General features: G+C 56.6%; 20 protein-coding genes and 1 pseudogene. 10 read left to right on the top strand and 11 right to left on the bottom strand.

Features of this window, described 5'->3' with window-relative positions:
- Positions 1–24: 24 nt before the first annotated feature.
- From AC07FD_RS27225 to AC07FD_RS27190, 8 genes are all read right to left on the bottom strand, one after another.
- A complete protein-coding gene (locus AC07FD_RS27225; protein WP_478352358.1) occupies positions 25–1266 on the bottom strand; it encodes an MFS transporter in 1242 nt (413 codons plus the stop codon).
- A gap of 69 nt (positions 1267–1335) precedes the next feature.
- Positions 1336–2346, bottom strand: a complete 1011-nt coding sequence (locus AC07FD_RS27220; protein ID WP_478352357.1) for a phosphotransferase family protein — start codon at positions 2344–2346, stop codon at positions 1336–1338.
- A 79-nt stretch (positions 2347–2425) separates the two neighbouring features.
- Positions 2426–3304 carry a TIGR01459 family HAD-type hydrolase gene (locus AC07FD_RS27215; RefSeq protein WP_478352356.1) on the bottom strand — a complete coding sequence of 293 codons (879 nt, stop codon included), beginning with the start codon at positions 3302–3304 and terminating at the stop codon, positions 2426–2428.
- 149 nt (positions 3305–3453) lie between these two features.
- Positions 3454–4509, bottom strand: coding sequence for a hypothetical protein (locus AC07FD_RS27210; RefSeq protein ID WP_478352355.1), 1056 nt, complete (start codon positions 4507–4509; stop codon positions 3454–3456).
- 80 nt (positions 4510–4589) lie between these two features.
- Entirely contained in the window at positions 4590–5549 is a 960-nt protein-coding gene (locus AC07FD_RS27205; RefSeq protein WP_478352354.1) for an NAD-dependent epimerase/dehydratase family protein, read from the bottom strand.
- On the bottom strand, positions 5549–6409 hold the full coding sequence (locus AC07FD_RS27200; RefSeq protein ID WP_478352353.1) for a 2OG-Fe(II) oxygenase family protein: 861 nt from the start codon (positions 6407–6409) through the stop codon (positions 5549–5551). Before AC07FD_RS27200 ends, AC07FD_RS27205 begins: the two co-directional genes overlap by 1 nt.
- Before the next feature lie 600 nt (positions 6410–7009).
- Positions 7010–7120: a DUF2958 domain-containing protein gene (locus AC07FD_RS27195; RefSeq protein WP_478352352.1), complete on the bottom strand. Its 111-nt coding sequence runs from the start codon at positions 7118–7120 to the stop codon at positions 7010–7012.
- Between the two features lie 21 nt (positions 7121–7141).
- Complete coding sequence (locus AC07FD_RS27190) at positions 7142–7723, bottom strand: recombinase family protein (protein ID WP_478352351.1); 582 nt, start codon at positions 7721–7723, stop codon at positions 7142–7144.
- Between the two features lie 214 nt (positions 7724–7937).
- Here AC07FD_RS27190 and AC07FD_RS27185 point away from each other — a divergent pair, with 214 nt between their 5' ends.
- The 7 genes from AC07FD_RS27185 (at position 7938) to AC07FD_RS27155 (ending at position 11582) form a co-directional block, all read left to right on the top strand.
- Positions 7938–8696 carry a hypothetical protein gene (locus AC07FD_RS27185; protein ID WP_478352350.1) on the top strand — a complete coding sequence of 253 codons (759 nt, stop codon included), beginning with the start codon at positions 7938–7940 and terminating at the stop codon, positions 8694–8696.
- Between the two features lie 31 nt (positions 8697–8727).
- Complete coding sequence (locus AC07FD_RS27180) at positions 8728–9132, top strand: hypothetical protein (protein WP_478352349.1); 405 nt, start codon at positions 8728–8730, stop codon at positions 9130–9132.
- A 160-nt stretch (positions 9133–9292) separates the two neighbouring features.
- A complete protein-coding gene (locus tag AC07FD_RS27175) occupies positions 9293–9514 on the top strand; it encodes a hypothetical protein (RefSeq protein WP_478352348.1) in 222 nt (73 codons plus the stop codon).
- Between the two features lie 123 nt (positions 9515–9637).
- The gene (locus tag AC07FD_RS27170) at positions 9638–10231 is read left to right on the top strand and encodes a hypothetical protein (RefSeq protein WP_478352347.1); all 594 of its coding nucleotides are present in this window, start codon (positions 9638–9640) and stop codon (positions 10229–10231) included.
- Between the two features lie 216 nt (positions 10232–10447).
- Positions 10448–10711 (top strand): type II toxin-antitoxin system ParD family antitoxin, encoded by a 264-nt coding sequence (locus tag AC07FD_RS27165; RefSeq protein WP_478352346.1) that lies wholly within the window; start codon positions 10448–10450, stop codon positions 10709–10711.
- A complete protein-coding gene (locus AC07FD_RS27160; RefSeq protein WP_095090635.1) occupies positions 10708–11007 on the top strand; it encodes a type II toxin-antitoxin system RelE/ParE family toxin in 300 nt (99 codons plus the stop codon). Before AC07FD_RS27165 ends, AC07FD_RS27160 begins: the two co-directional genes overlap by 4 nt.
- Positions 11008–11303: 296 nt before the next feature.
- A complete protein-coding gene (locus AC07FD_RS27155) occupies positions 11304–11582 on the top strand; it encodes a DUF2285 domain-containing protein (RefSeq protein ID WP_478352345.1) in 279 nt (92 codons plus the stop codon).
- Positions 11583–11737: 155 nt separating this feature from the next.
- On the opposite strand, the gene AC07FD_RS27150 is transcribed toward AC07FD_RS27155, so the two are convergent.
- Together AC07FD_RS27150 and AC07FD_RS27145 are read right to left on the bottom strand one after the other, a co-directional pair.
- Positions 11738–13678 carry a ParB/RepB/Spo0J family partition protein gene (locus tag AC07FD_RS27150; protein ID WP_478352344.1) on the bottom strand — a complete coding sequence of 647 codons (1941 nt, stop codon included), beginning with the start codon at positions 13676–13678 and terminating at the stop codon, positions 11738–11740.
- Positions 13679–14346: 668 nt separating this feature from the next.
- On the bottom strand, positions 14347–15081 hold the full coding sequence (locus AC07FD_RS27145) for a hypothetical protein (RefSeq protein ID WP_478352343.1): 735 nt from the start codon (positions 15079–15081) through the stop codon (positions 14347–14349).
- A gap of 231 nt (positions 15082–15312) precedes the next feature.
- Between AC07FD_RS27145 and AC07FD_RS27140 the strand changes: the two genes are divergently transcribed.
- On the top strand, positions 15313–15924 hold the full coding sequence (locus AC07FD_RS27140; RefSeq protein ID WP_478352342.1) for a hypothetical protein: 612 nt from the start codon (positions 15313–15315) through the stop codon (positions 15922–15924).
- A 177-nt stretch (positions 15925–16101) separates the two neighbouring features.
- Here AC07FD_RS27140 and AC07FD_RS27135 read toward each other — a convergent pair.
- Positions 16102–16318: pseudogene (locus tag AC07FD_RS27135) on the bottom strand (hypothetical protein); the annotation flags it as partial.
- Positions 16319–16917: 599 nt separating this feature from the next.
- On the opposite strand from AC07FD_RS27135, the gene AC07FD_RS27130 reads away from it, so the two are divergent.
- Both AC07FD_RS27130 and AC07FD_RS27125 read left to right on the top strand, forming a co-directional pair.
- Positions 16918–17496, top strand: coding sequence for a hypothetical protein (locus tag AC07FD_RS27130; RefSeq protein WP_478352341.1), 579 nt, complete (start codon positions 16918–16920; stop codon positions 17494–17496).
- A gap of 96 nt (positions 17497–17592) precedes the next feature.
- Entirely contained in the window at positions 17593–18102 is a 510-nt protein-coding gene (locus AC07FD_RS27125; RefSeq protein ID WP_478352340.1) for a hypothetical protein, read from the top strand.
- The last annotated feature ends 60 nt before the right edge of the window (positions 18103–18162 follow it).

The following is an 18162-nucleotide window of genomic DNA, read 5'->3' as shown; positions in this document are numbered from 1 at the left end:
GGACCCCTCATGGCACGGGTCACGTCAATTGGTCCGTTTCCGGATTGCTCTCATTAGGTACGTCATGGCAACGGCCGCGCCAACGGTAGCCGCAAAGGCCACCCACAACGCCGAGATAGGGCCGCTTTCGTCGATTACGAAAGCCAAAACCATGGGGGCAAAACCAGATACCAGATTGTAAGGTAGGCTTAGCCGACCTGAATAATTTCCATAAGATTTGCTGCCAAACAGCCACAATGGAATAGATGCTCGCGCTATCGTCATTACTCCGGCCGAAACTCCAAAACAACCGACCAAGATTGCAGCACTCGCAGCGGACGCGCCCAGGACGAAAAATACGAGAAATCCTAGCAGCAGTATAATCAGTGCTCCAAGGCTGCTGACTACCGGAGAGTAGCGGCTGCCAAAGACGAAATCCGTTCCGCGAGCGGATACCTGCGTTATGCCATTGAGCGAAGCCACCGTAACCGCGGTGGTCGCTGGAATACCGAGGCTCTTGAACAGCTCGATAAAATGAAGTGCGAGCCCAGAGCTCACGAGTCCATAGAATGAGAATGCAACGGCTGTGAGCGCAAGGCCATTCGCATGTCTGTTCGCCGGCAATACACCTGGGATCATCGGTTCGACGCGACTGCCTCCTGTTTGCATGGTCATACGCCGCTTGGGCAAAATCAGAAGATGGATCGGCAGACAGCCGCAAAAATGTATCGCTGCAAACGCAACAAACATACCTCTCCATCCCGCCTTTTCAGAAATTACTTCAACCAGTGGCCAGCAAATAGTCGATGATAATCCGGTGAAGAGCGTTAGGATGGTGATGATTCGGCGCGCATCGCCACCCATAGTCTGTGTAATAGTTGTATAAGCGGCCAAGCCAAGGCACATCGGCATTGCTACGCCCAAGAGGAGCCAGCTGATAGCATAGACAGAAACACTTTGCGACTGGGAGATCAGAAGCAGGGCAGATGCGGCGATGATTGATCCCAAGCACATGGCGCTCCGTGTGCCATCTCTATCAAGGCGGCGCCCTACGTATGGAGAGAGTACCGCACTTACAATCATCATTAGAGTAAGCCCTGCATAGACAGTTTCACGCGCCAGAAGTAGATCCCGGCTCATCGCGGCACCTATCGCTGCTATTGGATAAAACATTGTCGTCCAGCCGACAATTTGCGTGATGGTAAGACCAGAGACCAATAATATCTTTTTCCTTCGTGACATTACCTCACGACGGACCGGAGCATCTGGCGAAACGAGAACTGACAATGGACTATCTCTTAAATGGGTTGGGTTTTGCTGGCATTATAAGGGGCGACGATTTTTAGCGTCGCAGTCCTATTCCTTTCGGTTAAAATCTCGCGCCCGAAAGTCAGCAAGAAGAAGAGACTGGAATGCCCCGATGTGCTCCTCGGCGGCTCCAAAATAGCTTCCTTCGGCGAACGAAAACTGGCGTTGAAAAAGCCCGATTCTTATATGCCAAAATGCTTCGCAAATACGGATTGCCGTTTCGAGTTCGGATTCCCTTATCGCGATGCTGCCAGCCTCAATGTAGGCGCTCAATAAGTGACCCCACCCGATTGGATCGCCCCGCAAATTGCAATATCGGATCTGGCAGAAATCATAGAGAGCCATTCGAAAGCGACTTGCCTCCCAGTCGAGCAGGAAAAGCTCGTCGCTCCGATCCACAATTATGTTGCGGCCATGGATATCGCCATGGACAAGACAGGGATCTCCAAGCGCGGCGGGCAACGCGTCAAATACGTCCAGCCAATCGGCTGAGGTAGTTCGGTAGTCGGCCGCCATAGAGGGCGAAAGATCGACCAACCGTCGATATTCATTTTCGAACAATTGGCTCCAAAAATTTCGTCTTTCCGTACGGCTGAACATGACCCTGGTGAGCGTGCCAAACCCGGGACCGCGGACCTGATGAATTCGCGCCATGAGCGCCCCTAGGCTTTCAAGCAGTTTGCGCCGCTTTTCTGCTGACATGCCGTTTCGTTCATCGAGCAACTGGTCGAGTGTCGGTCCTGGAATGTATTCAAAAACAGCAAAAGGATACCGATGGGTGGTCTTGGTGGAATTGACGTAATAAAGCTGAGGCACCTTAACGGCGCGATCAGAGAGAAGGTTGTACGCGTAGCGCTCCGCAGCAAATTCCTGACCGTATTCGGCATCTTCAAAATGTCGGATTCGAACAATGAACGGCTTCGGGTGGCCAGAAATAGTGACCTTCTTCACGTGATTTAGCATTCCGATCGCGATGTCTTCAATGCACCTGATATCGCCAGGGATTTTTGCTTCGGACAGCATCGCTTCGATTTCTGCCTTCGTAATCGAGATCGCCATTTTGCTCATCACATTAATTAGAAAGCGCCGAAGCGATTAGGTCAGAGGCTAACACTTGGGCCGGCAGCGAGTCCGTGCGTTAGCGGAGACTGGGAAGCACCCAATCCGGGCCGTGTGTTTTGGGTTCACTTGCCTCAAATGTCGCCGCTGCTAACTGTGCCAACGATAGCCCGGGAAATGCCCGTTCCGTGGCACCAGTCGCAACCAGAGCGGCATGATACCTTCGTCGCTTTGCACCGACGATGTCGGATCCCAGTTGATCGCCGATAGCCAGTACGCGCTTTGGCGGAATGCCATTCAACAATTGCTCACACCGCTCATAAACGTAGGCCTCTGGTTTGCCCGCATTTATAACCTGACCGCCCCTAGTCCGATATTCTCGCACGACCGACTCCAACCCCTCCACGATTCCTATCAGGCTTACGGACAAGGAATCTGCGCTCGGGCACAGTAAGGGTAACCCGCGATCGATCGCAGAGCTTATCCACTCTCGGTGCTCCCTTTGCGTTTGGCCTGGCGCAATGCTTAGCAGGAGAACGAAGTCCGCGTCGGACACAGGTGCTGGGCTAAGCTCTGTTCCATTGATGATATCTCCATCACCCACGTCAGCAACAACAAAGGCCCGCCGCCCCAACGCGTTCCAAGGCTTGTCGATTTTATCTCTGACGAACTCCATAAGTAAGTCGGCCGAGCTAACAAGGTAGGTATAGTGAGCCTCATCAATACCAAATCTATCTTTTAGCCTCGTTATGTTTGCCGCATTTGTCTTACTTGAGTTCGTAAGAATAATAACCGTCTTTCCAGCATTTTTCATACGACGCAGCGCGCTAGCAGCGCCCAGATATACCGACACGCCGTCATGGATAACACCCCACTGGTCGATGATAAACCCGTCGTAAAGCGAGAGAATGTTCTCCGTATTATCAATGCAAACCGGAGTGGTAATATTCATCGACATGCATCTTTTCCTATGTGTGTATTGCACAGCATTGATCAGCCAGTTGCTGTCGTGTTCTGAAATTGGAAAGAACCCCCGACGTCTGAAAAAGCGGAGACGTCACATCGGGGCTCAAGGCCCGATCAGAAAACTTGGTTTGAAACGCCACCCTATGACGCAATAACAGCCACTGCGCACTGCGCTTCTCTACGACGGATGTTTTCAAGCGTTGTCAATTCCGATTCAAAATCGATGGCCTTCAGCCATGCCAGGCCATCAGGAAGCGGATGCAGCCTCTGGGCGAGGTCTGGAATTTGCCCTTGGAGGCCAAGGTCGACGAACATGTCGGGCAAATTCAACCCAGCCTTTGCAAGAAAAAAGATCGAACTATAAAAGCGGCTTGCCTGAATTTCGGTGGGGTTGGGAATGCCGTCGCAATCGTAGGTTAAATCCACCGCCACAATTCCATGCGGCTCATATGGAACTGCGTGAATGGCCTCCAGCGCGATCTTGTGAACGAGTGGATCACTGGTCGTTGTTTGCGCGCCGGTGATACCAGTTACTCCAGAGGGAGATAGAGCCCCATACTCCCAATGTAATCGGTCGCGGCCTTGGCAGACCACGAGGTTGCCCCTGTGCCAGAGACCAATCCAGGTCGACATTCGCTTGCTCAACATCGCGGCGGCGGTAAAATTGCCCCACCCGTTGTGACGGTCAATCCAGGCTTTTGCCAATACTGGGTCGGTGGTCGGCATGGAACCACTGCCCCCGCTCCCTCGGATTGCCCGCAGCCAGATTTCACCGTGACGATCTAGGGCTTGATCGATATCGGAGGGGGTCTCTACCAGAGTAGTGTGGGGGACAACTATCCCTGCCTTTTCAAAGAATTGATAAGATTGCCATTTATTCTCATATATCTCCACGGCTGCTTGGCTCGGAAGGAATAATGGAACAGAAATTTCGGCTCTTCGCGCCGACAGAATTTCAAGCTCCATGTTGCTATCGGCTGCGTAGATGAAATCTGGCTTGCTTTCTCGGATTAGGGTTTGCAGGGTAGTCCAATAGGATGGACCATAAGCGGTGGGCAAAAGGTGAAACTCATCGGCCGTGGCGTAATGCAGTCGGTAGATATTCGTCTCCACGCCAATTATATGGTATTTATTTTTGCACAACTTTAATGACTTGCAAAAATTTATTCCGGCGGCATCGCCGGAGCTCAAAACCATTATTCGTATACTCATGGTGTCCTGCTTTGCGACTATTCGTTACGTTCGATAGCGTTTGGAGCGCGGATCTCCGCACTCGACTAATGTTGCGAAATTCTCGCCAGAATTCGGTTCTCAATTTCGGCATCCATGACCCGGTTCGCCAGATACGTGAGGTCTTGCTTTTCAAATGTTTGCCGAAATCCCTCGCGAAGATTGTAACTTGGGCGCCAATCAAGGCGGCGCGGCAGAAGGCCGACGTCTAAGCAGCATGGGTAATCGCGGAACGGAAAGTACTGACGCGGTGTATGGTCATCAGCATTGTTCAGGGCACGAATGCCGGGATCGGCAAAGCCGCCCACGTTCGCCACCAAACGCACCCACTCTTTCAGGCTTACGACCTCGGCACTCGCTACGTTGAATACGTGAGCGCCAGAGGCATCTGCGCCACATGCTCGTACTATGGCGCTAGCAAGGTCCTCGGCGTGCAGAAATTGAATAGGAGTTTCACCGTCACCTGGGACGATTACAGGCCGATGTTGCAGGCAGCGGGCCCACACGAATGTTTCTCGGTCGTTGTCATTACCCGGCCCATACAGATATGGGGGACGAAAGATCGTAACAGGGGTCTCGCCACCATGTTGCAGCAGAAACGCGTCGGCTGCGGATTTCCCTACCCCATATTCGGCCCATATCGCCCCACCGCCAATCGGATCGCTCTCCATAGGACAACGTCGCGGTGTCTCCTTATACACCGCGGCGCTGCTCAGGTGGATCCATTGATGGGTCATGCTGGAGAACGCATGCCAAGCAATTCTGGTATTCTCCGCATGATAGGATGACGTATCGACGATGACGTCGAAGCCATTCGTAGCTTGCGCGATCTGTGCTAGCTGATCAGTACTCGTGCGATCTGCAGTCAATTGCTCTACGTTTGGTGTTACCCTGCTCCCACGGTTGAGCACGCTCACATCAAAGCCGTGATTTAGCAGGGCAGGCACCAAATGGCTGCCGACAAAACCGGATCCGCCAATCACTAAGGCGCGCTTGGTCGCATTCATCAGAGGATTCCGCTTTGCCAGGTGTGGGCCGCTGGATTTGCTGCCTCAATGGAGGCCAAGCCAAAATTCGCCGAATTTGCAATTGCCGTATTGCGCACGCTGATGCCGACGTTGGAGGAATTTTCCAGCCAAGGGCGGGTTTCGGCGTCCAGTGTGGGATTGGCAAAAAACATAAGGGATTGACGAACTTCTGCAGTCCGATTGTTGCGTACACGGTGCAGTAAAGGCGAGATGCGCCCCCCCGTGACGATGGTGAGCAAACTGCCGGGCATCAACAAAAACTCGTCCGGCGCAATTGCCACGCTGGTGTAGTTTTCGCCTATGTTGATTTCAGCTCCGGGTGCGGTGGGACGCAGCAGTGTAATTAAGTGGCCGTCTTCGTGAGGATCTTGCAACGTATCGCGCTCAAATTGAGATGGCTGATAGTAATTTATTTGTAGGTAAGAAACATCTGAGGCTGTTATGGCGTCGCCTTGTGGATTAATCTCAGCCCTCAGTTCTTCAAGAAGAGCGTTTGTAATGCTTGTATATAAGGGTAAGGCACGTGAGATGGCCTGATGCAGTGGATTTTCTTGAGTCCAAGCTTTTACGCTCGGAAGATCGGAATTTCGCCCCCAAACGGCAAAGCCCTCGCACAAATCTGGTCGATCTGGTGTTTGCGAAAACTCGGTCCCTAAAGGCATATATCCCTCGAGCAGTTCTCTGTTCGATGCGGCAAGCTTTTCTGACAAGGGACGACGAAAAAACTTCGGACCAGCATCAAATACCTTATGGACTAGTGGCATAAGCGACCCGTCATCCTTAAGTAATGCATACCCATCCTCCAAAATAGAATTTGCGGCCTTTTTTATAGAATTCACCTAAATACTCCAATCTTATAACTATGTCTTAATCTGACGCAGACATACTAGACTTTAGTGATTCTTGCATACGTCATATGCCGGTAGTATATGACAGCAAGATGACAGAGTGTGTGACAACACAACACGAACGGACATTGGGAGATATACCCGGAGACGGATTTCCGGACATGTGACCGAGAGGGCTCGCAAGTAACCAGGCCGCAACGCGATCGCCGTCCCACCACAAAGCGTGAAGATGATGGGCGTAGCATTCGATTCTGGCGCACAACATACGCTGGTCATGTGTCGCCCGCCGCACAGGTCTCCGACTGGCCCTGCGTTTCTTGTACGTGATGTCGCGCTACGGAGGTGTTCCGGTTTGTCGTGCAGCATGTGGCACTATCGCCACCCCACCCTACCCTGCTCGACCGACGATCGAAAGAAAGCGGGCACGAGGATCTCCAGGAGGGGACCAACCTGGGCTCCTCGCTGGCGCCTCGGGCTGCTCGATACCGCCAAGGCGACAATCCCGGCGGCCTATGACGCCGAAGCCTTGGCGGCTGTCGGATTTAAAAAAATGCCCGGAGCCAACAGCTCCGGACTACAATGGTCTGCGGCCTACGCTCGAATACGGCCGAGCCTGCGTGGGTCGTCTGCGTAAGTGGATAGCTTCTTGGTAGCCATCCAGTGGATATCACGCTCGATGCCGAGCCCGTAAGGGCCGCGCACTGAGCCCACTGGTTGCGTTGTTCAGATCTGCGGCTCGGAGTCCTCTCTGTCCGCCTCGACCGCCTGCAATCGGGAAATCGTGCTGCCGCTGACCTTGAATGAGCTTGCAACGTCATGCCTGGCCTCCCCGGCGGCTAGCCTGGCAAGCGCTTCAAGACGCTGCTGCAGCGACAGTTTCGGCTTGCGACCAAATTTGACGCCTTTCGCCCTTGCCCGGGCGCGGCCATTCGCGGTGTTTTCGAGAATTCGACGGCGCTGCCATTTGGCTGCCCAGCCCAGGAGGAAGAGCATCAGGTCGGACATCTCCGATGTCGTGTCGATGAAAGGTTCGTCAAGAAGGCGCAGGCCGGCGCCAGCAGCCGTGACCGTTCTGAGAATATCCAGCATATCAACGGGGTCGCGGGCAATCCGGTCGCTGACGACCGCGTGAACCAAGTCGCCAGGTTTCAGGGCTTTCAACAGCCTCTGCAATTGGCGTCGGTTCGCGTCTTTGCCGCTGCGTTTCTCGAAAAATATCTTCTCGCAGCCAGCCTCCTGCAAACGCTCGACCTGTATAGTCAAGTCTTGAGCCTCGGTGGAGACCCTTGCGTATCCGTATTTCATTTGCGCGGCCTCCTTTGCTCTTCAAAAATCACGACATATGCAACATCAATGCCCTGACATTTTTGACGATATTTTCGGTGCTGGTCACGACTGTTTGCCTAAATTTTGCGCATAAAAGCCAATGCCGCGTTAGTTAGCGTGGGCTTATATTCGAACTCAAATCTCGTGATTTCTGCGTAAACGTCTCGTCTCTCCACCACCAACAGGTGCACCCTTGAGACGCAGCGCAGGCCTGTCTTTCGTCAAGATTAGACTCCTTTTGACGTGCAGCCTGCTGGCGATCGCCGTCATCCCTGTTTGCGCTCAGGAAGGGCTCTCTCTTCAAGTAACCGTACCTGCGGTCACCCCACAGTCAGAGCTGTTCCGTCCCAATGGCCAGCCAGCCGACTTCGTCGGCGTGGGCCTGACCCAGACGATCGGCGACATACGAAAGATCTTGACCGGCCAGGGCTTTTCCGACGCAGATTCGGCAACCCTGTTCCTGCTCGATGAGGAGTATTTCACCGTCGAGATTGTGGCTACCGGCGCCAATCGATACCCCACCTACGCCATTTGGTCCGGACCGGAAGACGCTACCGCCAGCCAAAGCGTGAGGGTGGAATTCGCCTCGCCGCTGACAGGCCAGCGCTCGACGGACGTGCGCCGCTTCGTCAGCTACAAGGATGGGCGGGGGCCGCTGCTGGAAACGCTCCGCTCGGCGATCATCGCGAAATACGGCGCCCCGAGCGTCGATAACGAAACACAGATGACGTGGTTCTGGAACCACGGCCAGCTCGTCAAGTCCGGTGCCCATGACAAGCAGATGACGATCGGCATGGAGACCGCCAGCGATTATGTGAAACGAGTGGCCTACAGCCTGGCCGACATCGCGGCGAGCAAGGCTGATAGGGATGCGGTCAATGGGTTCCGGGAATCCGTCGAGCAGCGCGCCAAGGCAGTTCGCGACGCGCACGCCACCACCCCCAAACTTTAGAAGTAAGTTCCACAACCAACGGAGGAAGATTGTGAATAGGATTTCGTGCGCCCGGACTCTTCGGATCACGGCTCTCGCCGCCAGCCTGACGGCTGCGGTGTTGCCGGCCGCGGCCAAGGACATTGTCGGCTTCATCGATCAAGAGATGGCGCAGGCCACCCCAAAACATTTTCTCATTCTCCACAACAAGCAGGGTTGGACGGCCAATACCATCGACACCATGAGAGCCAAGCTGGACGCCAAGGCCTTCAAATACGATTTTCAGACCTACAATGATGGCGACCGGCCGAAGGACATAGCCCGGCCCTTCAACTGGCCCGACTACGGGGCGGTGTTCTGTTTCGGGGAGCACCTCGATTGCGAACTGGTAAGATCGCAAGCGCTGCAAAAAGGCTTCGAAGGTGACTATTTCGACGCCGGGCTGGACAAGCGATAGGGATCACTGAGGCCTGTACACTTACCCGCCGCCAAGAGCGTCTATCTATCAGATGCAACAGGCGGGTGAGCTGTGCAAGACAGGCACCCTCGAAATCGCGGCCACCGGCGCTAACCGGTTCTTCAGTTAAGTCCAAATCATTTTCAGGAGGGAGCAATTCATGAACAACGCCATAGGTCTCGGCATCGTGGGGGCAATCGTTGGGGCGGGCGTCGGATTCTTGACGAAACCGCAGCCCGCACTGTCGATGCTCGCGACCGCCGACCCCGACGCCACCTACCAGTCAGCGATCGTCAGCCACATCGCCACGTTTGCGGTTGTGGGCCTGGTCGCGGGCGCGGTCCTCGGGGCGCTTACGCTCCTGGCCAGAAAAAGCAAGTGACGTCGCACAACAGGCGATTTCCATGAAACGGAAGATGTGCCTCGTGGCGAACATTCGTCGCGAGCACGGCCTTCCGAAATTCCTTTTTAAGCAACCGAACTGATGTCTCTGGGGATCATCACCATGAAAACGAAATTGCTTGCAGCGGGCTTTGCCGCGTCTGTTCTATCGGCTTGCTCAAGCTCAGCCGGGCCTTTCGACGGCAAATCCCAGGAGGAGGTTGCCACGTTCATCCTGTCGGGACTTGAAAACGGATTCGTGCACTCGGATCAGAAAGGCTTCAGTCTAAAAGTCACCTCTTCGTCGGCCAAGCCGTTTGTGCTCGATGTGGTTGGGTCGAATGGTCAGCAGAGCCGCACCATGTTTCAGGTCAGCGTCACGCATGATGGCGGGTGTTCGTTCACGTATCAGATGAAAGATTTAACGCCGCAACAGGATGTTGCGTCCATTGGCTCCTATACGCTCAAGGCTGACCTGTCGAACGTGACACATGCCACGCAGACGGGCGATAACAAACCGACAATTTTCGAGGGGGCAAAGTTCCAGTGCGTTGCCGGGGGCAAGTATTACTGCCAGTATCGACAGCCTGAGATGGATAAGGGCGAATGGCCTCGGATTGGCCCGCTTGACGATTCCCACAGGGAAAAAGGCGACGCAGCGGAAAACCGGCTGAACGATGCTATCAAATACATGAAGTCCAACTTCTGCAAAATCTGACCGGGCTATCTTCACGAGATGTCCTGGTTGGCAGAAGACGAGGCGGACAGGCCCGGTCCTGCTTGACCGCTGAAGAACGTCGAACCCGTTGACGAGCAGCCGGCGGTTGAGGTCGCCAGGGCGCTGGTCATGATACCGGGTCGCCGACTTCACCCAGGGTCAGGATTGTTGATAACAGTTATCACGCTGTGCTATAAGGAGGTAAGGAGGTGCATCATGCCCAGCAGTGCGAATCTCGGACGCCACCTTGAGCAGTACGTGTCCGATTTGTTGAAAGACGGCCGCTATCAATCCCGCAGCGAAGTCCTGCGCGAGGGGGTGCGGCTGGTCGAGGAACGCGAAAAGCGACTTGCTGCCTTGGACGCGGCCATCGCCAGGGGGCTTGCTGATGCCGATGCCGGTCGCGTGACGCCGCTGGAAACAGTCGCGAAGCGTTTGCGGAACAAGTACCAGCAAATGGCGAAAGCACCCGGTGCGTGAATGTCGTCATAACGGATGAGGCCCTGACCGATCTCGAACACATCGGCGACTATATCGCCCAGGATAACCCCAAACGCGCCGACAGCTTCATTGCCGAACTCGTGGATCACTGTTTCAAGCTGGCTGACATGCCCCGCGCGTTTCCGCTCGTGCCGCGGTACGAGCATACGGACGTGCGCCGTTTGCCGCACGGGAACTACCTCATTTTCTACCGTATCGGCGCCGATCGGATTGATATCCTGCACATCCTGAATGGGGCGCAGGACTATGAAGCCGTTCTCTTTCCTTCCGAATAGTACTCGGGGCGGGAGGAGCGCGAGGAGGGGAAGCCATTGGGCTCCTCGCTGGCGTCGCGGGCGGCTCGATGCCGCCAGGGCGACATTCCGCCGGGCCTGCCGGGGTCGATGCAGCTTCCGGCACGGCCTCATCGTCCCCTTCGGCATCCGCAGCTCCATGCGGATGCCGCAATCACCGCACATCAGCAGCGCGGCGGGCTTCGCCCACCCGCCGCATGAAGTGTCTGCTTATCAGACGCGGCACCATACTAACGGGACGTTTTGCTTTGGCGGCGGACCCTCGCTAAAATGCTGGAATGCCCAAGCCGCTTCTTGATCCAGATGTTGCCGATGACGCACCGACGTCTCCGATCCTTACCGGATATGATGAAGAGCGCTTGCTGACCTACATCCGCCTGCTCGACGCGGCCGCCGAAGACGCCGATTGGCGGGAAGTTGCCAAGATCGTTCTGCACATCGACCCCGCGACCGAGCCCGAACGTGCGTTCCGGGCTTGGGAAACGCATCTTGCGCGTGCCCGGTGGATGACGACGAACGGTTTCAAATATCTGCTGACACGTGGCGCGCCGCATTAGACCTTGCACAGAAGCACGGTTGGGTGGGCGGGGAGCGCGAGGGGCGGGCCAGGGGCGCCCTCGCCTGGCCTCGGCCGGTTCGATACCGGCTGAGGGCCATTCGGACGCAAAAAAGCCGGGGCGTCTCTGCCCCGGCCTTAGGTGATGCACCGTGCCTACTCGGCGGCGACCGCCAAGCTTTCGCTCTCGACCTTGAAGGGAGCCCGCAGCGCTGCCGGAAGCCAGCCCTTGCCGTCCAGTTCTTTTTCGGCCTGCAAGACCCCTTCGGACTTCGGGGCACGTTCAACCGCTTTTGCCGCATCGTCCGTGCACCCGGCCTCACGCATCACACCCGCGATGTCGGCTTTCGACAGTCGCGACAGGAACGCTGCGTCCGGCGTCCACCACAGGGGCATGTCCAGCCCGACCGCCACTGCCATCAAGTCGGCATGGGCGATGCGCGTCTTGCCGGGTTCGTGGCGGGCGACCACGGCGTTGAGGTTGGCGGCAGTGACCACAGCCAAGAGGTCAAGCAGCACATCCTGTGGCTGCGTCACCAGCCATGACCAAAGGTCGGCAGGGTCGCCGGGCAACCGATGGCCCCAGCCCTCCAAAACCTCATTCCAGCCGGTCAGGGCGCGGCAGGCATCCGGCTCCTTGATAGACGGAACCAGATTACGGCGTTGGCCGGAGACCTCCACCGCAGGCTCGATGCGCCCATGGTGATAGTCATAGAACACACGGCTCACCAGCGCATGCAGGATGGCGACCAAGGCCACTTCGGGACGGTTCGACAGTTCCACGCGCAAGGCTGCGGTGCGAACTGCTGTTAGTTCCTCGATGAGGGCCGCCGACATGCCGGTGGCCTCGACTTCGGGTGTTTCCTCATGACCCGCTTCGTCGGCCTCGTCTTGGTCATTGCTTTCGTTGCCACCCTGTAAAACGGCATGGGCCTTGCGGTCTTCGGCCTTCACTAGCCCCGGCGTGACCTGCAACATGCCATCGTACGAAATCGACACGAGACAACCCGCCAGCGCCATCTCTTGCGGGTCAAAGGCTTCCGCCGCGTTCTGGATGGCCTCGATGCGACTTTCCAGCGCGTGCAGCTTGGCCTCGTCGGCCTCAATTTGCGGGTCGCCCTCGGCATGGGCATCGATAGCCTCTGCCAATTCGTCGTATTGCGCGCCCAGCGCTGACAGTTCTGTCTGCTCGCCTTCGGTGAGGTCGCGCCGCACCGCATGAATACGCCCGAACCCGCCACTGTGGATGAAAGTGCCGTCGAGGCTGATTTCAGCCCATTTCCAACCCAGCGGACGCAACTCGTCGGCCACCGCCTCAAGCCGCTCACTCGCAAGCTTCACCAGCAAAGGCCGATCGGTCAGGAACGTCAGTTCATCCGCTGCGAACAGGTCACGCAGCACCCCGCCCCCCGCCCCTTCATAGTTTTCAACACCGACAAAGCGGGCCAGCCGGTCATTGCCGCGCACGTGGGCGCTGGTCAGGAACGAGCGTATACTGCCCGGATTGCGGCTCCAACCATCCTGCTCGAACCAAGCCGCCTCCTGTGCCGCATGGTCGTCGCTCACGGCCAGCGCCTTGGCCTGCTCAAGGGTAACTTCATCGGCGCGCATGGCATCGAGGACGCGTGGCGACAGGGTCGCCAGTTTGAGCCGCTGGCGCACCGTCACAACGGACTTGCCAAAGCGCGCGGCAATGTCCTCCGCCGCCATGCCCTGTTCGACAAGGTCGCGGTAGGCAATGACTTCATCCACCGGGTGCATCGGTTCACGCTGGTCGTTCTCGGCCAGCGAAATCTCGGTATCGCTGCCTTCGTCACGCATGATGGCCCTGACCGGATAGTCCTTGGTTACGGCCACGCCCTGCACGGTGCGGCCTTCATCTAAGAGCAGACGCAACGCCCCCAGACGCCGCCCCCCGGCGACGACTTCAAACTTGGCTCCCTTCGGGGCCTTGCGGGTCACAAGGTTATGGATGAGGCCGTGGGCCTCAATGCTGGCGGCCAATTCGGCCCTGCCTGCCTCGGAATTGACGCGGCGGACGTTGGCCTTGCTCGGCACCAGCTGGCCGAGCGGGATGGTGATTTCAGCGGTATTCATGGACTTGCTCCTTTGATTGTCGTTTCAGGCATTCCCGTTCCCTAAGGGTTCAGGTCACCTGAACCCCTGCCTCGCGGCGAGTAGCGGGGAGCGAGGGGGGCAAGTCCCGGGGGCGGAGGGGTCTCCCCGGTCTGCACAAGGCGAAGCCGCGGAAGATGGGGGAAACCGCCTGCGGCGGCTTGCTGGGGAGAGAGGGCCGCGCGCCTCTCTTCCCGTCACTCAGGAACCCGTGCCGCAGGCACATCCATGCCGGCGTAAGCCGCGCCGCGAACGCGGCCACCACCAAAAACGGCGTACAAAGTGGAGGCGATGAAATGTCCGTAAGTCGGACAATTTCATTTCATTGCCGGAGCCGGTTCGTGACTCCGAGACCGGTTTAACAGGGCGGCCTAAGGAGGGTCAGCATCGCGCCGCTGCAGGCGGGACCCGGGACTGACCGCCCCCGGCGAGGGGTGCTCTTTGAACGTAACGCGATTTATGCGGGCTTGAGTACAGCAGAAAGAACATTATTTTATATAGAGTGACCTCCCAGCAGGAGGTTTTCGATTTCAGCAATTCCCTGCCAAATAGCCAGTGAATGATTTCCACCACATTCTGGACACGGCGCCGGCGGCAAACAATCCCATGCGGACCCTTTCCGGGTCGGAAATGCCCATCACATCAGACTCTCAACCAAGAGGATCCTGGCTGTCTTGTTCATCGCCAAACACGGGACGCACGGCCGACTCGCCGTCGATGATCCTGTCGAAATACCGGACAGTCGGAACGTACAGCGCTCTGTGCAGTCGTGATGCAACATGCCCTATTCGGATTTGCCATGTTTGCTCTCCGAACTTCACGTCCCAAAGGCCGAGCCCGCTCATTGTTATCAAGGCTTTCTGGCGAACCGCCTCAAAGGCGGCATGCCCATTACCATGCCCATACGGGATGAACAAATCATTTAGCTTTAAATGGTTCCGCATGTTGAGAAGGTCCCATCGAACAAGCGTTCTATGGATATCAAACTCTGCTGCATTGTTGCAGAGCGCTATCCAGCTAATCGCATCTCTGGGGAGAGCATCACGTGACTTGTTGAGAAGTATACCGGTCGCTTCCTCGAACACTAGCGCGCGCAGCTGTTGCTTGCGCAGATCTAGAACAGCCCAGTTCTTTGTCTTGGAAATGTTTCTTAGATCAAACCACGGATGAGGATTATCCGGACTGCCCCTGTCGGTTGTTCTTGTCGTATTATCAATCAAGTAATTGAAGGAATCCGGAAGACGTGACTCGATGTGATCCCTGACATCCTGCCTAGCAAACCATGCGGAAAAGCTAGCGGTCAGCTGTTGGGTTGCTTGTGCATTGAGTCGGCGGTCGGCGGGGATCGTCGGGCGATCGGGAACGGCTGCAAACTCATCTGGCATCGGTCGCGCCTCCTGTGTGACATGAAAGCTTAAATTGCTTGCGCCTCTGACGCAACAAAGCCCCGGCGACTCCCGGAATCCGACACTGGAAATTCTACACCCACATAACCGCACAATAAAAATCGGTGACACCCAAGTATTTGACAGCCAAGTGATAATACGAAATTCTTTAAGCGCGGCGATAGCCAATCAGGCCTATACGCGACGCAAGTGTAGACTTAGGAGAACACGATGAATAACTATCTTGTGACTACCGCAATTGTGGCGATGGTAAGCGCAATGGCGGGTACGACGCTCGCAGCGTCGGACCGCAAGGCGCCGGACCAGCATGTGCCCCCGATCACGCTGGAAAAGGGTCCCGACGGACAGGCGAACGCCAACGTCCAGGGCGACGCGCATCAGGGCGTCACCGGCGTCGGTGCAGGTGGCTCGACAGACGGCGCAGGCGCCGGCGCATCGATTGATCGGAGCGGCAACTTGACGGTGTCCGGACAGGATGGGCACTTCTCGGGCCAGGTGACCACGGGCCCAGGTGGGACCAGCGGCTACGTGCAGTACAACAATGCGCCCCCGCCCACCAAGACGGCCGAACCGGCGCTGAAGATGCCGACTGTCGGCGAGCCCGCCCCGGCGCCGCAGGTGATTCCGGGGATCAATGATCCGGCGCTTGCTCCCGCACCGCCTCCGCCGGACGTCGTGCCGACACCCGCCCCGGACGTCATCCTGGCGCCTGCCCCTGCGCCGGACGTCGTGCCGACACCCGCCCCGGACGTCGTCCCGGCGCCTGCCCCGGACCTCACTCCGGAGCCTCCGGCGCCCGAGCCCGAGCCCGAAATGGACTAGCCTTGGAGCCGGTAGGTCCTCCAATAAGCGGGGCCGGCAATTCTGCCGGCCCCTTTTTCCACGCTGCGCCGGATTAAAGATTACCTACGCTCAAGGTCAGAATTCGTTGCAGTCGGAGAATACCGTTGGCGAATGCCTTAACGCAGGATTCCGCCCCCTCCCGCAAACGGCCCCTTTCTAGACGATCTGATATTTTAGCCGACGCTTGACGAAGGCCGGCTGGGAACCTTCGAGCACCAGAACAATGCGGTCGTTAATCACGGGGGCTTCAATAGCGCCACTTTCGTAGGAGAACTTGTAGTTCTGCGCCTTGTCGAGATGCACATAGATAATCTGCTCGGCGTCAGCCCCGCACAGCGAGGTTCGGGTTATGCGTCACCAAAATCACCTGCCTCCTGCCTGAGCAATTATTTTTTCGTGTTGCATAGGCTTAAATAGTGTCTGGCACCCGAGACTTAGCAGCGATAGCCTAATGAATTGAGTTAGCGGCATAGGGGAATCGCAGATCGCTTGGCTTTCTCTTCACGAGAGACAGGAGGGGCCAAGGGCGCTGGCCCTCCCTAACGCTACGCTTGTTCGCCAGCACCACCCGCATACCGAAAAGCCCGCCAGCGGGACCAAGTCAGTTGAGCGCTGGAGAAAGTTCGTGGCCCTGAGACCGGTTCAACAGCGCGGCCCTAGCAGCATCAGCATAGCGCCGCCGTCAGGCGGGATGCGGGACCGACTGCCCCCGGCGAAGGGCGCCGTATGATCCATCGCGAAGAAATGCAGCTCCGCGGCTGGTGAGGCAGCAAGTGGCACACTTTACGTTGCCAAAGGCTGCCCGGGGCCTCGCCCGCCAAACCTGCCCCAGTGGAAAGTTACAGGACGTTGCTACCTGTACGGCTTAGCAGCTGTTCCGCGTACCATTGAGGACAACCCTGAGTGTCCTAGCTTGCACCACCTCTATTTTGAGCCATATAACAGGGACAGATTCAGATTGAGGATTCTCGTTTGAAAACGAAATCAGCTCACGCCAACCCCAAAAAGAAGTCCCGGCTGAACATCGATGATGGCTTGGTCATACAAGCTATCATCGAGGGAAATAAGCTCGTGGATCAGTCAGGTAAGATTGTCGGACGGCTTGGGGGCCGTAGAGGCGATATTGTGAAAGGCTTCGGCGGCCAAATTACTAGTAAAAAAGGCTCCCTTATTATCACTGACGCCCGTGGAAAGAAGTTGTCTGAAACAGTAATCCAAGGAAATAAAGTAATTGCTCATCCTTATGAGCTGAGCTACGGTAAAGTTGTTACTCGTAAGAAGGGCCGACGCTTCGGCTTTTCAGAGGGTCGCCTCGTTGTGCCCGACAAACCTGAAAGGGCAACGAAAGTGCAACCCGATACCGTTTCGCCACCCGACGCTATGCCCTCGCATGACCTTGATATGGCGTCTCTTTTTGCTCAAATTGACAAGGTCAATTCGCCGAAAAAGCTCAAACAGCTCGCCGCCAAGACGGTAGAGAAGTTTGATAAGGAGTGGGGTCTAAAGCCCGATCCAGAGGAAGAGTTCGTTACGTTTCGTAAATCTAGGTAGCCCTTCGGGGCTACTTTCGTCTTTGGGGGGGACTTTTTGGAGGGTCGTTACATTACGGCCTATCACGGCACGACGTCGGATAGGGCAAGCGCCATCATGGCCGGTGATTTCCAACTGATTCCTAGGGAAGGATCTTGGTTGGGAACCGGGTTCTACCTGTTTTATCGCGCTCCCGGACGCGCAGCCGAGTGGGCTCGAACAGTAGCCGACCGTCGCCGCAAAAAGGTTCCTAGCGTCGCTCCGGCCGTTATCGAATGTGAAGTCGACCTCGCGGACACCATCAATCTGCTAGACAGTACCGACCGTCACTGGGAAGCGCTAAAGCGGCTGGCGGCCGGCGCCATCGGTACGCCGCGCCAACTGGGGCCATGGTCAATGGTTTCGGATCCGTCCAACCCCCAGCTTTACCGGAACTACGACGATAATGATCTCGTCAACGCCTATGTCGAGCTCCTGCGTCAGCAGAGACCGGTTTCCAGTATCATGGCTTCGTTTATGGAAGGCGCTCCAGTCTTTGAAACGTCGTGGCTCTACGATCATTCCCACCTTTGCATCTCGGTGCTCACTAAGGATGCAATCCGAAGCCGCAAACTCCTTGAGCTCTGAGTTCCGTAGATCGCCGGGCGCCCAGTAGGCGCTGCTCCGATTGAGAATGTCGGGCATCCT

Source organism: Mesorhizobium waitakense, from assembly GCF_056431085.1.
Note: the sequence above shows the minus strand (reverse complement) of the source record. Positions and strands in the feature narration are given on the sequence as shown.

Bases quoted from the DNA above. Each gene is read 5' to 3' on its own strand.
- AC07FD_RS27220 (WP_478352357.1), bottom strand. From the start codon at position 2,346: ATGGCGATCTCGATTACGAAGGCAGAAATCGAAGCGATGCTGTCCGAA.
- AC07FD_RS27215 (WP_478352356.1), bottom strand. From the start codon at position 3,304: ATGTCGATGAATATTACCACTCCGGTTTGCATTGATAATACGGAGAAC.
- AC07FD_RS27210 (WP_478352355.1), bottom strand. From the start codon at position 4,509: ATGGTTTTGAGCTCCGGCGATGCCGCCGGAATAAATTTTTGCAAGTCA.
- AC07FD_RS27205 (WP_478352354.1), bottom strand. From the start codon at position 5,549: ATGAATGCGACCAAGCGCGCCTTAGTGATTGGCGGATCCGGTTTTGTC.
- AC07FD_RS27190 (WP_478352351.1), bottom strand. From the start codon at position 7,723: ATGAAATACGGATACGCAAGGGTCTCCACCGAGGCTCAAGACTTGACT.
- AC07FD_RS27175 (WP_478352348.1), top strand. From the start codon at position 9,293: ATGAACAACGCCATAGGTCTCGGCATCGTGGGGGCAATCGTTGGGGCG.
- AC07FD_RS27170 (WP_478352347.1), top strand. From the start codon at position 9,638: ATGAAAACGAAATTGCTTGCAGCGGGCTTTGCCGCGTCTGTTCTATCG.
- AC07FD_RS27165 (WP_478352346.1), top strand. From the start codon at position 10,448: ATGCCCAGCAGTGCGAATCTCGGACGCCACCTTGAGCAGTACGTGTCC.
- AC07FD_RS27155 (WP_478352345.1), top strand. From the start codon at position 11,304: ATGCCCAAGCCGCTTCTTGATCCAGATGTTGCCGATGACGCACCGACG.
- AC07FD_RS27150 (WP_478352344.1), bottom strand. From the start codon at position 13,678: ATGAATACCGCTGAAATCACCATCCCGCTCGGCCAGCTGGTGCCGAGC.
- AC07FD_RS27145 (WP_478352343.1), bottom strand. From the start codon at position 15,081: ATGCCAGATGAGTTTGCAGCCGTTCCCGATCGCCCGACGATCCCCGCC.
- AC07FD_RS27140 (WP_478352342.1), top strand. From the start codon at position 15,313: ATGAATAACTATCTTGTGACTACCGCAATTGTGGCGATGGTAAGCGCA.
- AC07FD_RS27125 (WP_478352340.1), top strand. From the start codon at position 17,593: ATGGCCGGTGATTTCCAACTGATTCCTAGGGAAGGATCTTGGTTGGGA.